Annotated in this window: 9 protein-coding genes; 7 read left to right on the forward strand and 2 right to left on the reverse strand. The window is 39.1% G+C overall.

Annotated features, from left to right (window positions below; translation table 11 throughout):
• Nucleotides 1–24: 24 nt before the first annotated feature.
• A complete protein-coding gene (topA, locus tag BW142_RS03665; protein WP_076923921.1) occupies nt 25–2,745 on the forward strand; it encodes a type I DNA topoisomerase in 2,721 nt (906 codons plus the stop codon).
• Between the two features lie 225 nt (nt 2,746–2,970).
• Here the strand turns inward: topA and BW142_RS03670 are convergent, their stop codons facing one another.
• The gene (locus BW142_RS03670) at nt 2,971–3,213 is read right to left on the reverse strand and encodes a hypothetical protein (RefSeq protein ID WP_007582596.1); all 243 of its coding nucleotides are present in this window, start codon (nt 3,211–3,213) and stop codon (nt 2,971–2,973) included.
• Nucleotides 3,214–3,452: 239 nt separating this feature from the next.
• On the opposite strand from BW142_RS03670, the gene BW142_RS03675 reads away from it, so the two are divergent.
• The gene (locus tag BW142_RS03675) at nt 3,453–3,998 is read left to right on the forward strand and encodes a TIGR00645 family protein (RefSeq protein ID WP_007582598.1); all 546 of its coding nucleotides are present in this window, start codon (nt 3,453–3,455) and stop codon (nt 3,996–3,998) included.
• A 92-nt stretch (nt 3,999–4,090) separates the two neighbouring features.
• Here the strand turns inward: BW142_RS03675 and BW142_RS03680 are convergent, their stop codons facing one another.
• Nucleotides 4,091–5,713, reverse strand: coding sequence for an alpha-glucosidase family protein (locus tag BW142_RS03680; protein ID WP_076923922.1), 1,623 nt, complete (start codon nt 5,711–5,713; stop codon nt 4,091–4,093).
• 662 nt (nt 5,714–6,375) lie between these two features.
• On the opposite strand from BW142_RS03680, the gene BW142_RS03685 reads away from it, so the two are divergent.
• From BW142_RS03685 to BW142_RS03705, 5 genes are all read left to right on the forward strand, one after another.
• Nucleotides 6,376–9,159 carry a TonB-dependent receptor gene (locus tag BW142_RS03685; RefSeq protein ID WP_076923923.1) on the forward strand — a complete coding sequence of 928 codons (2,784 nt, stop codon included), beginning with the start codon at nt 6,376–6,378 and terminating at the stop codon, nt 9,157–9,159.
• A 109-nt stretch (nt 9,160–9,268) separates the two neighbouring features.
• Nucleotides 9,269–10,759, forward strand: a complete 1,491-nt coding sequence (locus BW142_RS03690; protein ID WP_076923924.1) for a tryptophan halogenase family protein — start codon at nt 9,269–9,271, stop codon at nt 10,757–10,759.
• Nucleotides 10,760–10,761: 2 nt separating this feature from the next.
• Complete coding sequence (locus tag BW142_RS03695; protein WP_076923925.1) at nt 10,762–12,612, forward strand: glycoside hydrolase family 13 protein; 1,851 nt, start codon at nt 10,762–10,764, stop codon at nt 12,610–12,612.
• A gap of 90 nt (nt 12,613–12,702) precedes the next feature.
• Entirely contained in the window at nt 12,703–14,562 is a 1,860-nt protein-coding gene (locus tag BW142_RS03700; RefSeq protein ID WP_076923926.1) for an alpha-amylase family glycosyl hydrolase, read from the forward strand.
• Nucleotides 14,555–16,060, forward strand: coding sequence for an MFS transporter (locus BW142_RS03705; RefSeq protein WP_076923927.1), 1,506 nt, complete (start codon nt 14,555–14,557; stop codon nt 16,058–16,060). Before BW142_RS03700 ends, BW142_RS03705 begins: the two co-directional genes overlap by 8 nt.
• Nucleotides 16,061–16,069 lie beyond the last annotated feature (9 nt).

Below are 16,069 nucleotides of genomic sequence, written 5' to 3' on the forward strand. Positions count from 1 at the left end.
ATATTTGGTTAGAAATAGGCAACTATGGGCAAATCGCTAGTAATTGTAGAGTCTCCTGCTAAGGCTAAAACAATTAATAAATATTTAGGTAATGACTTCATCGTAAAGTCCAGTATTGGGCATGTACGAGATTTACCTACTTCAGGTTCGAGCAAAGCTAAAGTGCCGGCAACTAAAACGCCAGCAGAAGTTCGTAAAATGGAACCTGAAGAGAAAGCAGCGTATAAAAAGCAACGAGATTATACAAACTTAGTCGCGCGTATGGGTATTGACCCAAACCAAGGCTGGGATCCGCATTACGAAATACTGCCAGGTAAAGAAAAAGTTGTTCAAGAATTACAAAAGCTGGCTGAAAATGCAGACCAAATATATCTCGCAACGGATTTGGATAGAGAAGGGGAAGCAATTGCTTGGCACCTTCAAGAAATCATTGGTGGTGATCCTGCTAAGTATAAGCGCGTAGTTTTTAACGAAATTACTAAAAACGCAATACAGCAAGCGTTTGAAACACCTGGCGAGCTTAATACTGATATGGTTTACGCTCAGCAAACACGTCGCTTTTTAGACCGTGTTGTTGGCTTTATGGTATCACCTTTATTGTGGGCTAAAGTGGCCCGTGGACTTTCTGCAGGACGAGTTCAGTCTGTTGCGGTACGTTTATTAGTAGAGCGTGAGCGTGAAATTAAGGCGTTTATCCCTGAAGAATTTTGGGATATTCACGCTGACGTTAAAAATACTGAGTCTGAGTTACGTCTAGAAGTAGCCAAACAAGCAGGAAAGCCTTTTAAGCCTGTAAATGAAGCTCAGGCTAGCGCAGCGGTTAAAAGTCTTGAGAATGCAGAATACAAAGTAATTAGTGTTGAAGAAAAACCAAGTAAAAGCCGCCCAAGTGCGCCATTAATTACTTCAACCATGCAGCAAGCGGCAAGTACACGTTTAGGTTATGGCGTTAAAAAGACCATGATGCTTGCTCAGCGTTTGTATGAAGGCGGTTATATTACGTATATGCGTACCGATTCAACTAATCTTTCAAAAGATGCCGTTGAAATGTGTCGTGAGTATGTAACAAACGAGTTTGGTGCTAAATACTTACCAAAAGATCCAATTAGCTACAGCTCTAAAGGTAATGCACAAGAAGCGCATGAGGCAATACGTCCTTCAAGCGTCACCGTGTTATCTGGTCATGTTGAAGGTGTAGACGCCGATGCTAAAAAGCTGTACGAGCTAATTTGGCGTCAGTTTGTAGCGTGCCAAATGGTACCTGCTGAATACGATTTAACAACACTAACTGTTGCGGCTAACGACTTCCAGCTTAAAGCGAAAGGCCGTGTGCTCCGCTTTGATGGTTGGACAAAAGTACAACCTGCAGTACGTAAGAAAAACGAAGAAGATCAATCACTACCGGCTGTTAAAGAAGGTGAGATCCTTACTTTAATCGAACTTGATCCCAAGCAACATTTTACGAAACCACCAGCGCGCTTTAGTGAAGCAAGTTTAGTAAAAGAGCTTGAAAAACGCGGTATTGGTCGTCCATCTACTTATGCGTCAATTATATCAACGATTCAAGATCGTGGTTATGTACGTGTAGAAAACCGCCGTTTCTTTGCTGAAAAAATGGGTGAAATAGTTACTGATCGCTTGGTTGAAAATTTCACTGATTTAATGAACTTTGATTTTACAGCTAAAATGGAAGGCCGTTTAGATGATATCGCTGAAGGCGAGCGTGTATGGACTCAAGTTCTAGATAAGTTTTATGCTGATTTTTCAACGCAATTAACTGTCGCTAAAGACGAGCCAGAGAATGGTGGCATGCGTCTTAACGAGATGGTTGAAACCGATATTGAATGCCCTACATGTAGCCGAAAAATGGGTATACGCACGGCATCAACCGGTGTTTTCTTAGGGTGTACTGGTTACAGCCTTCCGCCAAAAGAGCGTTGTACTACGACAATGAACTTAGTGTCGGGTGATGAAGCTGTTGCAGCTGATGTAGAAGATGTAGAAACTGAAAAGTTAATGCAGATGAAGCGTTGTCCTATTTGTGAAACAGCAATGGATTCATACCTAATTGATGAAACGCGTAAGTTACATGTGTGTGGTAATAACCCGGCATGTAAAGGGCATATTGTTGAAGAAGGTACCTTTAAAATTAAAGGCTATGACGGACCAATTATCGAATGTGATAAATGTGGTTCTGACATGGAACTTAAATCGGGTCGTTTTGGTAAGTACTTTGGCTGTAATAATGACGAGTGTAAAAACACACGTAAACTACTTAAAAGTGGCGAAGCTGCTCCACCAAAAGAAGATCCTGTTCACATTACTGAGTTAGAGTGTGAAAAGTCAGATGCGTATTTCGTATTACGTGATGGCGCCGCGGGTATATTTTTAGCTGCAAATACTTTTCCTAAGTCTCGTGAAACACGTGCACCTAAGGTAGAAGAGTTAAAACGCTTTAGAGACCGCATCTCGCCTAAGTTTTATTACTTAGCTGATGCACCGGCTAAAGATCCTGATGGTAATCTTGCTGTTGTACGCTACAGCCGTAAAAATAAAGCTCAGTATGTTATGACTGAAGTTGACGGCAAAGCAACTGGCTGGACTGCTCATTTTGATGCAGGTAAATGGACAGAAGAAGCTAAGAAAAAGGCAGCACCTAAAAAGAAAGCCGCTGCAAAAAAGGCACCAGCTAAGGCAAAGCCTAAAGCCAAAGCAAAGCCTAAAACTAAAAAAGAGAATGAATAAGTAGGTATTTCTTATTCATAGCTTTTTATAGTTTTTAAAAAGTCATAAAAAAACCGGAATGCACAGCTTGTGTCTATTCCGGTTTTTTTGTGCCTAGTTAAATGTTTTCGCAACGGCTTTATTAGCAGTACATTTAACTAAGTGTATTGGGTATATTAATTTTTATTAAAAACATAGTCATTTTACCGCACTAAATAGATCGCTAATTTAATGCAATTGGTATGATTAAATTTTAACAGAAGATACTTTTTTATAGCCTTCAGATTCAAGCTCATCATTTACGCATTTTAATACGTAGGCATTTAGCTCTTCATTGCTTACGTCATCATCTTTAGCCCAGTTAACACACATTTCTGTGTATTCTTTTACCATTTCGGCTGAAGCTGTTGGCGCATCGTCTGCTACCGCGTAAGTCGCAGATACTGCAAATAGTGGAGCTACGATTAATGCTAGCAATGCTTTTTTCATTCGTTTATTCCTAAAAAAATGGTGTGATGACTGATTTACCCAGTTTAAGGTTAGGTTTAAACCAGTAGTGCCCAATCCAGAACAACTCTGTTGGTATATTGATTTTTAAACGAAAACGAAATAAAAGATAACGAAATATTTTTATCGTGAGGATGAGTAATTCACTTGTCAGGATTTCGCGACATTGTGTTGTAGTGGTTTATAAGCTAAGGTCGCTTTTTTAATTAAAAGTCAAACCAATGTCATCACACACCCCTAATAAAAAACCACGCCAAGCTAATAAAGTAGAGCATGCATTAGAATCTTTTATTTTTAAAGGGCGTTGGTTACTAGCCCCATTTTTTGTGGGTCTACTATTTGCAGTTGTACTGTTGTTAATAAAGTTTTTTAAGCAGCTTTATTTAATGGGTATTGCGACATTTACAGCAACCAATCAAGAGTTACTTGTCGGTATTCTAACTCTAGTTGATACGGCATTATTAGCGGGGTTATTGCTGATCATTACATTTAGTGGTTACGAGAACTTTGTTTCTAAGCTTAATATTGATAATCACGAAGACAGACCATCTTGGATGGGCAAAGTTGGTTTTTCAGGTCTAAAGATGAAATTAATAAGTGCGATAGTGGCTATTTCTGCTGTTGAGTTATTAAAAGTATTTATAAACTCAGGTGCATATCCAAGTGATGAGCTACTTTGGAAAGTGACAATTCATGTCACGTTTGTAATGTCAGGCGTTTTATTTGCTTTAACTGATTACTTAAACAGTAAAACCCAAAGTCATTAGAAAAATTAAATGCACAAAAAAGCCCAAGTAATTTACTTGGGCTTTTTATGTTTAGAGCTTAGCTGTAACATTAAGTGTAATTATTGATTTCATTAACACTCTGCATAAAAGCAAGCGAAAGGCTCAAGCGTTAGTGTGTCTTGGCTTAATTTTGCGCTGTGGTGGCTAAGCTCGTTATATTCTTTAACGATTGATGTCGGCATATCAATATTTGTTTGTTGAGAACTTAGATTAAACAGGCAAAGCATTTTTTGCGTTCCAAGCGTTCTATAAAAAGCAAGAACAGGCTCAGGCGTTTCAATAAACTCAATATCACCCTCAAGTAAAACTGTTTGCTTTTTTCGCCACGCCATAAACTCACGGTAGGCGTTTAAAATTGAGTGACTATCATTTGTTTGCATCGCAACTGATTGCTGTTTGTGTGCATCATCAATGGGTAGCCAAGGTTTTACATCACTAAAACCGGCATGAGATGAATCAATTTGCTCCCATGGCATTGGCGTTCTACAGCCATCACGCCCTTTAAAATTAGGCCAAAATGTAATGCCATATGGGTCTTGTAAGTCTTCAAAGGCAACAGATGCTTCACCTAAACCAAGCTCTTCACCTTGGTACATACATACACTGCCACGAAGAGAAGCAAGTAGGGCGGTTAGCATTTTACATTGCTGAGGGTTTATTATGCCATTTTCACTCCAGCGACTCGCTACGCGCTCAACATCATGGTTGCTAAATGCCCAACACGGCCAACCCTCAGTCATACGTTGTTCAAGAGTTTGAACAGTAGTTCTAATATATTCACTTGAATAATCATTTGTTAAGAGCTCAAAGCTATATCCCATGTGCAGCTTATCGCCACCTTGGGTGTACTGCGCCATAGTCGCTAATGAATCCTCAGATGAGATTTCGCCAAGCGATACAGTACCTGGGTATTTATTAAGTAATGTGCGAATGTCTTGCATAAACTCAATATTTTCTGGCTGAGTGTTGTTGTAGTAATGATACTGAAATGCGTATGGGTTATCTTCACTAAAACCGCGACCCTGGCGCTTATCTTTTGGTTTAGCTGGGTTATCGCGAAGTTGTGCATCGTGATAGCAAAAGTTAATAGCATCTAATCTAAAGCCATCTACGCCTTTTTTAAGCCAAAACTCTACGTTATCAAGTACAGCTTGTCTTACGTCAGGATTATGAAAGTTTAAATCGGGTTGTTCGGTTAAAAAGTTATGCAAATAATATTGCCCACGGCGAGGTTCCCACTGCCACGCGCCACCACCAAAAATAGACAGCCAATTATTAGGTGCTGTGCCGTCATCTTTAGCTTCAGCCCAAACATACCAATCCGCTTTATCGTTATTTTGATTTTCGCGGCTATCTGTAAACCATTGGTGTTGATCTGACGTATGGCTTAGCACTTGGTCAATTATAATTTTAATATTGCGATCATGGGCTTGGCTAATAAGTTCATCAAAATCGTTTAAATCACCAAAAAGCGGGTCAATGTCACGGTAGTCACTAATATCGTAGCCAAAGTCTTTCATTGGCGATTTGAAAAAAGGTGAAATCCAAATTGCATCAACGCCTAAGCTTTTAATGTAATCAATACGATTAATAATCCCTTTTAAATCACCAATACCATCGCTGTTGCTATCTTGAAAGCTACGCGGATAAACTTGATAAATAACCGCACCTTTATACCACTGCTTTTGGGTCATGCTTTTCTCCGTCATTCCACACAGTATTTAGACTATTCTTTATTGTGATTACGATTAATCACGTTATTTGCAAAAAGCATACGTGAAGCCTTTAATCCTGTAAAAAGTCTGCATACGTATGCACTAAAAATAATGCAATAAATTTATTAAAAATAAGTGGTTAGAGTGGCTTTAGTAGCGTTCATTTTGCGTATCTATTGTTTACCAATTACGTCAGTCATTGATTTATTAGTTAAATTGAATCTAACAGATTGTACTGTAAGGGAAATATATCCCAGGATCTACATGAAATGGTCTGACCAATTTAACGCTTGGTAAATGTGGAATAATTTAAACGTTATTTGACAGTGATAATTAATTTCACCTTGTTTACATTTAAGTAAAAGTGCCATTAAGTTTCAATAGAATTGATTTGACTATTGATGTTTGTCTTGTGTTTTTTATCTGTCTTATTCCCAATAAAATCAATTGGTTAAAAATGCACGTGTGTAATGTATGTTAATGTTAGGCTATATTGAAATTGTTGAATACGTATGCATAAAGTTGTTAATAAAATAAATCTGGCGTTAATATTCATCCTGACAACAAAATTAGCTCGCCTTGTTTAACTATCACTTAAACATTGAACGCGGGTATCACAATATGGGTAACGGGAAAACATTATGTCTATGTTCAAACCAAGTATATTAACTTTGGCATTAACAGCTGCAGGCTTATCGAGCTTTGCTACACAGGCTGCTCAAGAAGATACAATAAAAAAAGATGATGTAGAAGTTATCGAAGTTAAAGGCTTTCGTGGCAGTGTGGTTGAGTCTATTAACACAAAACGCTTCTCTACACAGGTTGTAGAATCTATATCGGCTGAAGATATTGGCAAATTGCCAGATTCTTCAATTGCTGAATCGATTGCGCGTTTACCCGGTTTAACAGCTCAGCGCTTAGACGGCCGAGCAAGTCGTGTCTCTATTCGTGGTTTTGGCGAGAATGAAAGTGGCACAACGTTTAATGGTCGTGAACAAGTATCGATTGGTGATAACCGTGGTGTAGAGTTTGACCTTTACCCATCAGAAATAATGAGCGGTGTAACTGTTTATAAAACGCCAAATGCAAGTATTGATGCTGAGGGTATTGCTGGTGTTATTAATATGCAAACAGTTCGTCCTTTAAGCAAAGGCGAACGTGTTGTACAAGTAAATGGACAGTATGAGCAAACCAGCTTTAGTAAATTAAACCCTGACGGCAACGACGACGGTTACCGAGGCACTATTTCATACATTGATCAATTTGCAGACGATACCATTGGTGTTGCATTTGCACTAAACACCATGAGTTCACCAAATCAAGAAAAACGTTGGAACTCATGGGGTTATCCAGAATTCACTGAAAATGGTAACGATTATTCAATTTTAGGTGGTGCTAAACCTTACGTACGTTCATCAACGCTTGAGCGTGATTCGGCAATGCTTGTTTTAGAAGCGGCGCCCACAGATAAATTAAATATGACGTTTGATGCGTTATATGTAGATTTTACAGATGAAAAAATTCTACGCGGTATTGAAGTTCCATTTGCATGGGGACAAGGTAGTATTGATCCAAATAGTGTTGTAGTTGATGAAGCATCTGGCTTTATAACAAGTGCAGTAACACAAGGTCAGCGTGTTGTAGTTCGTAACGATTATGAAGAACGCGAAGCCGAACTTACAGCCTTTGGTTTTAATACTAAATACGATATTGACGATTTATGGTCAGTTGAGTTTGATGCAAGTTACTCACAAGTAGAGCGCAAAATATGGAGTGTTGAAAGCTATTCAGGCACTGGTCGTGGTGATGCTCGCGGGGTAGCAGATAACTTGGGTTACACATTTAATGGTGGTAACACTGGAGCTACTTTTTCACATGATTTAGATTATAGCGATTATGGTTTAATACAATTAGGTGGCCCACTATCGTGGGGTGCAAGCTCTGCACTTAACGATAAATATGGTTTGACTGGCACTGAGTATGAAAACCAAGCGCAAGATGGTTTTATTAATGCACCGACCATTGAAGATGAATTATCAACATTAAAAATAGCGGCTTCAAAGGTATTAGAAAACGAGTACATAAGCTCTATTGAATTTGGTATGTCTTACAAAGAACGTGAGAAAACAAAAGATTCAGAAGGTTACTTTATGACGTTATCTAGCTTTTCGCTTGATAACCCAGGCATGCTTAGCGTGCCAGAACAGTACCGTAACGGAAGTGTTGACCTAGGCTTTATAGGCATGGGCGATATGATTGCTTATGACGTAAATGGCTTAGTTAACGATGGTTATTACGACTTACTTGCAGAGAGCTTAACAAATACAAGTCATGCGACGAAATCGTGGACTGTAAAAGAAGAAATTACTTCTGCATTTGTTCAAGCAAATATTAATGCTGAAGTAAGCGGTCTTGCATTAACGGGTAACGTGGGCGTGCGTTATGTACAAACTGATCAATCATCACAAGGTAATGCATTTAGTACTGTTGATGGTGTGGTTGTTACATCACCTACAAACATAAGTCATGATTACTCACACGTATTACCTAGCTTAAACCTGTCACTTGCGATTGATGAGCAACAAACGATACGTTTTGGTGCTGCTAAAACAATTTCTCGTGCACGCTTAGATGAAATGAATTCATCAGTTAATGCATCATATAATCAAACGCCAGATGAAAATGGTAACTATTGGTCTGTATCGGGTGGTAATCCAAATTTAGAGCCTAAAGAAGCAACAGGCTACGATTTTACTTACGAGAATTACTTTAGTGATGAGGGTTACTTCTCTGCAGCGTTTTTCTATAAAGATTTAACTCAGTGGATTTTTGACGGTACTTACGCAATTGATATGTCGGGTGTCGCAGATCCATCTACCGGAGAATTACCAGCAACATCATCGGGTACTGGCAGTGGTAAAATAAATGGCGGCGGTGGCGATTTATATGGTTATGAGCTGTCACTGGCATTACCATTTAAAATTTTCCATCCGTCTCTTGAAGGTTTTGGTTTAATTGCCAGCCATACTGGTATTGAGTCTGATATTGAGGACCAAAACGGTAACGAATACGAACTACCTGGTCTTTCAGATAAAATTCAAAGCTTAACGGTTTACTACGAAATGCATGGTATGCAGTTACGTACTAGTATGCGCAAACGCAGTGCCTTTAAAGGCGATGTATATGGTTTAGGCTTTGATACGGAACAAGTTGATATTTTAGGTGAAACTATTTGGGATGTTCAAGCGGGTTACGACTTTAGTGAAGCAGGTATAGAGAGCCTTGAAGGCTTATCAATTCAGTTCCAAGTACAAAACCTGACCGAAGAACCGTTTACGTCGCTTTCAGGCGACAATGCTTTACAAGTACGTGATTACCAAGATTACGGTCGCACTTACTTGTTAGGCTTTAGCTACAAGCTATAATAAAAACTGTGTGTAGAAGCCCTTGTAATTTGTGTTACAGGGGCTTTTTTATAGCTAGTTTACCTAACTTTTTAACCGTACTTAAATTTAATAAAACGTGGATAATAATATGAAACCAATAAAACACGTGGTAATTGCAGGCGGTGGTACCGCAGGCTGGATAACAGCAGCACTGCTTAATAAAGTGTTAGGTAAAGTAATTAATATCACACTAATAGAATCATCAGCTATTGGTACGATAGGAGTGGGTGAAGCAACAATACCGCCTATTATTCAACTTAATAACGCGCTGGGTATAAACGAGCAAGATTTTATTAATGCCACTAATGCTTCAATAAAATTAGGTATAGAGTTCGAAAACTGGAAAACCCAATCGCATAGCTACATGCATGCGTTTGGCTCGTTTGGTAAAGATTTTCCCTTTTGTGATTTTTATAATTTTTGGTTAAAAGGCCAAGTTACGGGTTGCGAAGACGAACTATGGGATTTTTCACTCAATTACCAAGCGGCTAAACAGCATAGGTTTGCCCCTTTAAATACCATCCCAAATACTCAACTACCTGGGCTGAGTTATGCATATCATTTTGATGCGACGCTTTACGCTGAATATCTAAAAAAGTTGGCTATATCGCGCGGTGTTAAACATATAGATGCAAAAATAGACCATGTTGAACAATGCTATACAGGCAATATTAAAAGCCTAACACTTAATAACGATAGTCAAATTAGTGGTGATTTATTTATAGATTGCACCGGGCTGCGTGCCTTGTTAATTGAGCAAACACTTAATACAGGGTTTATTGATTGGTCTCATTACTTACCATGCGATAGTGCAGTGGCTGTTCAAACAAAAAGTACCAATGAGCTAAAACCTTATACGCGATCTATTGCACATAGTGCTGGTTGGCAATGGCAAATACCACTCCAAAATCGTATTGGCAATGGCCTTGTCTATTGCAGTAGATACTTGTCAGATGATGATGCTAAGCAGTTACTGCTAAAAAGCTTACCCGCTGAGCCAATTACAGAGCCCCGTATTATAAAATTCAAAACAGGTCGGCGCTTAAAGCAGTGGCATAAAAACGTGGTCGCGGTTGGTTTATCAAGTGGATTTTTAGAGCCGCTTGAGTCAACCAGTATTCATTTAATTCAAACTGCGGTTACACGCTTAATTAAACTATTTCCACATAATGGCATTAGCGATGCGTTAGTAACGCAGTTTAATAAACAAAGCGTTATTGAAATAGAGCATATACGCGATTTTATTATTTTGCATTATAAACTCACCGAGCGAGAAGATACCCCGTTTTGGCGTCAATGCATGCAAATGGATATACCAAATTCCCTTACCCATAAACTGAGTTTATTTAAACAAACAGGCAAAGTAGTGCGGGAAGATGATGAACTATTCGCTGAAGTTGCTTGGCAGCAAGTCATGATAGGGCAAGGGCTTATCCCTGATGACTATAACAATATTGTTGATTCGCTAAGTGATGATCAACTGAGCGATTTATTCTCTACTTTAAAAACATTGATAAACTCAACAGTTGCGCAGCTACCAACTCACCAGAATTTTTTAGCCAGCATTAAAAAGGTATAACAATGCGATTTTTAAACACACTTTTACTAGTAAGCGTATGTAGCTTACCAAGCTTTAGTTATGCACTTAATGTAGAGCCTGCCAATTGGTGGGTAGGCATGAATAAAAATAACATCACAGTGCTCGTACATGAGCAAAATATAGCTAACGAAGAATTTAAATTAGATAAGTATAAAGGGGTTAATCTTAATAACGTAATACGCACTGACAACCCGAATTATGCTTTTCTACATTTAAATATTAGCGATAACGCCAAAGCAGGAACGCTTCAATTTAAGAGTAGCGATCCAGTACATAGCTTTGAATTTCCTTTACTTACCCGGGATAAACATAGCGCGCAACGCCAAGGTTTCACAAATGCAGATGCTTTATATTTAATTAACCCAGATCGCTTTGCAAATGGTGATAAAAAAAACGATACAGTTAGAGGTATGCTAGAGAGTGCAAATACAAGCTTTAAAGGCGGGCGACATGGCGGTGATATTCAAGGTGTAATTAATGCGCTGCCGTATTTAAATAATCTAGGCGTTACACAGCTTTGGCTAACACCTGTGCTTGAAAACAACATGCCTGATTACTCTTATCATGGTTACGCGATTACAGACTTTTACAACGTTGATCCACGTATGGGTTCAAACCAGTTGTATAAAACGTTGTCAACAAAGGCTAAAGAGCAGGGCATTGGGCTTGTTATGGACATGGTGCTTAATCATTTTGGTTCTGAGCACCTGTGGATGAAGGATAAACCAACTCAAGATTGGATTAACTTTAATGGGCAGTTTGAAAATGGCAAAAATGCCACAAGCCATGCGCGTCAAACAATTCAAGATCCACACGCAAGTAACTACGATAAACGCCAATTTAGCGATGGTTGGTTTGTCGCTAGCATGCCCGATTTAAATCAGCGCCAACCATTATTAAATGAGTATTTAATTCAAAATGCAATTTGGTGGATCGAATACGCAGATTTAAGCGGTATTCGTGTAGATACCTATTCTTATTCAGATAAAGCGTTTTTAAGTGATTGGACCAAGGCCATTATGGATGAATACCCACACTTTAATATTGTTGGAGAAGAGTGGACTTCAAACCCTGCAATAGCGTCGTATTGGCAGCGCGGTAAAGTTAATCAAGATGGGTATGTGTCAAGCTTACCCAGTGTGATGGACTTTTCGTTGCAAGAGGCGGTAATTCGAGCTTTAAATGAAGATGAAAGTTGGAGCACAGGCTGGGTTAAAGTATATCAGTCATTAGCTAACGATTTTTTATACCCAGACACCAATAACATTATGGTGTTTGCTGATAACCACGATATGAGCCGTGTATATACGGAGCTTGGGCAAGACTTAGCTAAAACTAAAATGGCGATGACTTTGTTTTTAACAACGCGCGGCATTGCTCAAATATACTATGGAACCGAAATATTATTGGATAACACGCCGAGTAAAGATCATGGTGATATACGTATTGATTTTCCAGGTGGGTTTAAAAATCAAAACGCCAATGCGTTTACTGGAATAGGTTTAAGTAAAGAGCAGCGCGATATGCACAAGACTATAAGCACGCTTCTTAACTTTAGAAAGCAAAGCCCGGCACTTACAAAGGGTAAGCTCGTTCATTTTAGTCCGAACAATGGTGTGTATAGTTATGCTCGTGTTAGTGATACGCAAACAGTATTAGTTTTTATGAATAAAAACAAAGTAACACAAAAGCATAATCTTGATTACATGCAAGAAGTTATACCAAAAAATGCCAATGCGCAGGCATTATTCAAACAACACACTTTTAAACTAACTAACAGTATTAACTTAAAGCCAATGGCTGCTACGGTATTAGTGATTAATACGCCGTGAATGTTTAAGTGAATACGTATGCAGCAACTGTATGCTTGCTGCAGATATCTTTAGTATAAAGCTATAACACTACTGACAAAAAGACACACAATGAAAAAATCAGTTTATGTACCTGCATTACTATGTAGCGCACTTATAACAAGTGCGTGCTCAGACAATAATGAAACCGAACAACAGCAAGCGCCTAAACAGGCGCAAAATGAGTTAACAAAGCCTGTTGTATACCAAGTATTTACACGCTTATTTGGCAACACACAGACCGCGAATGTGCCTTGGGGTACGAAAGAGCAAAATGGCGTAGGTAAATTTTCCGACTTTAACGATGCTGCACTTAAAGGTATTAAAGAATTGGGGACGACCCATATTTGGTATACCGGTGTTTTACATCATGCGCTAGTGGGCGATTATACCGAGTATGGAATTACGCAAGACGACCCTGATGTAGTTAAAGGCCGTGCAGGTTCACCTTATGCAATAAAAGATTACTACGACGTAAACCCAGATTTAGCCATAAATGTGACCAATAGAATGGGTGAGTTTAGTGACCTGATTGAACGCACTCATAAGCATGGCATGAAAGTGGTTATAGATATTGTACCTAACCATGTGGCTCGTAATTATAAATCAGTAGCAAAACCCAAGGGAATAAAAGACTTTGGTGAACAAGACGACACCAGCAAAGAGTACGATAAAAATAATAACTTTTATTATGTACCAGGTCAGTCTTTTCAGGTTCCAACATCACAAAGCTATATAGTTTTAGGGGGTAATACTCACCCTTTAGCTGACGGTTTTTTTGATGAAACCCCAGCAAAATGGACGGGTAATGGTGCGCGTGCACCAAAGCCAGATATTAACGATTGGTACGAAACCGTAAGAGTGAATTATGGCGTTAAGCCTGATGGCAGCTATGACTTTCCTGCATTACCCAAAGAACTAGAAAACCAAGATTATCGCGCTCATTATGCGTTTTGGCAAAATAAAAAGCTTCCTAATAGTTGGTATAAATTTAGAGACATCATTTTGTACTGGCTCGATAAAGGCGTTGATGGCTTTAGGTACGATATGGCCGAGATGGTACCGGTTGAATTTTGGAGCTTTTTAAATTCATCAATAAAAATGCAAAAGCCCGATGCGTTTTTATTGGCTGAAGTTTACAACCCACAAATGTACAGAGCGTATATTCAGCAAGGAAAAATGGATTACTTGTATGACAAAGTCGGCTTTTACGACACATTAAAAGCCATTATGCAGAATAAGCAAGCTGCCAATACTATTTTTCCAGCCCAAAGCCAAGTTACTGATATTGAAGCGCACATGCTGCACTTTTTAGAAAATCACGACGAACAACGCATTGCTAGCCCTGATTTTGCAGGTGATGCACGCTGGGGGAAACCAGCAATGGTCGTTTCTAGCTTAATTAGTCGCGCACCCACTTTATTATATTTTGCCCAAGATGTGGGAGAGGACGGATCTGAAAACGCAGGTTTTGGAACACCTACTCGCACCAGCATTTTTGATTATATTGGTGTACCAGCGCATCAAGCATGGATGAATAAAGGTAAATTCGACGGCGCTAACTTAACGAGCGAACAAGCATCACTTCGTGATTATTATAAAGCAATAATGGCTCTTAATAGTTTACCCGCTGTTGTAGGTGGAACCATGACAGCGCTTTCGGTTAGTGGTAGCGAGCGTGTTGTTGGTTTTGTACGCACGCTGGGACAGCAATCTATTTATGTTTTTAGTAATTTTAGTGAGGAGCCACAAACGGTATTAATTAATTTAACACCAGAGCAAGTAAAGACCTTTGAGCGAAATAAACCGCTACACGACTTACTTGAACAAAATACGGTAAAGATCATCACTGACAAAGAAGTTACAAAGCTTATGCTTTCGCTAGATGCATTTAGTAGCGCAGTTTTAACTAATAAGGCTAATCATGAATAATCAAAATAATAATTATGACAGCAACAAACCAAATCTAAGTTTTTGGCAAATATGGAATATGTGCTTTGGCTTTTTAGGCATTCAATTTGGTTTTGCACTACAAAACGGCAATGTGAGCCGTATTTTTCAAACCCTAGGCGCACAAGTTGATGATATTCCTATTTTATGGGTTGCAGCACCGCTAACAGGTTTAATAGTGCAACCAATAATTGGTTATTGGAGTGATAAAACATGGGGACGTTTTGGTCGTCGACGTCCATTCTTTTTCATAGGGGCGGTACTTACTACTATCTCACTCTTTATCATGCCGCATTCACCAACCCTTTGGATTGCGGCAGGTATGTTGTGGATTATGGATGCATCAATCAACGTCACTATGGAACCTTTTAGAGCACTTGTAGGCGATAACCTGCCAGAAAAACAACGTGCTACGGGCTATGGCTTGCAAAGCTTTTTTATTGGTATTGGTGCGGTATTAGCCTCAGGACTACCATGGATGATGACCAATTGGTTTGACGTAAGTAATACTGCTGCGCCAGGGCAAATCCCTGAATCTGTTAAATATTCATTTTATTGGGGTGGGGTTGTATTGCTAGTTGCAGTTCTCTGGACAGTTATGCGAACCAAAGAATATAGCCCTGAGCAATTAGCTGCTTTTGAAAACTACACTGCCAAACCGACTAACATCGCATTAGTAGATATCAACTTCAATAAAGGTGCCATTATTTTTGTGGTGCTAGGTTTAGCAACACTTGCTTTAGTAATGGGTTTATCGCTTGAAAAAGAGTTATACCTACTTGCTGGTGGCTTACTAGCGTTTGGTATTGTGCAGTGGATAGCAAGCGCATTAAAGGCTGCTAACAAAATACAAGGCGGTTTTTACCAAGTAGTACAAGATGTATTTACCATGCCAGAGGCAATGAAGCAGCTTGCTTGGGTGCAGTTTTTTAGCTGGTTTACGTTATTTGCTATGTGGATATACACCACAGCCGCAGTAACAAGCTTTCATTACGGCAGCAGTGATGCAACAAGTAAAGCCTTTAACGATGGGGCTGATTGGGTCGGCATTTTATTTGCAGCTTACAATGGCTTTGCGGCTATTGCTGCTATGTGTATTCCGTTTTTAGTTAAAAAAATGGGATTAAAAGGCGCGCATTGCTTTAACTTATTACTAGGCGCATTGGGCCTTGCGAGCTTTATGTTTATAACAGATCCAAAAATGCTCCTTATTCCAATGATAGGCGTTGGCTTTGCATGGGCTTCTATTTTATCGCTTCCTTATGCAATGTTAAGTAATGCACTACCGAGTAACAAAATGGGCGTGTATATGGGTATTTTTAACTTCTTTATTGTTATACCGCAATTGCTTGCCGCTAGTATTTTAGGGCTTATTTTACGACACGTATTTTCTAATCAGCCTATTTACGCATTATTAATTGGTGCTGCATCATTCGTTGTTGCTGCAATTGCTGTAATGCGCGTTAAAAATTCAAACTAAGGGTCACAC

Origin of the sequence: Pseudoalteromonas sp. EB27 (genome assembly GCF_001974875.1) — a bacterium.
Taxonomy (GTDB): domain Bacteria; phylum Pseudomonadota; class Gammaproteobacteria; order Enterobacterales; family Alteromonadaceae; genus Pseudoalteromonas.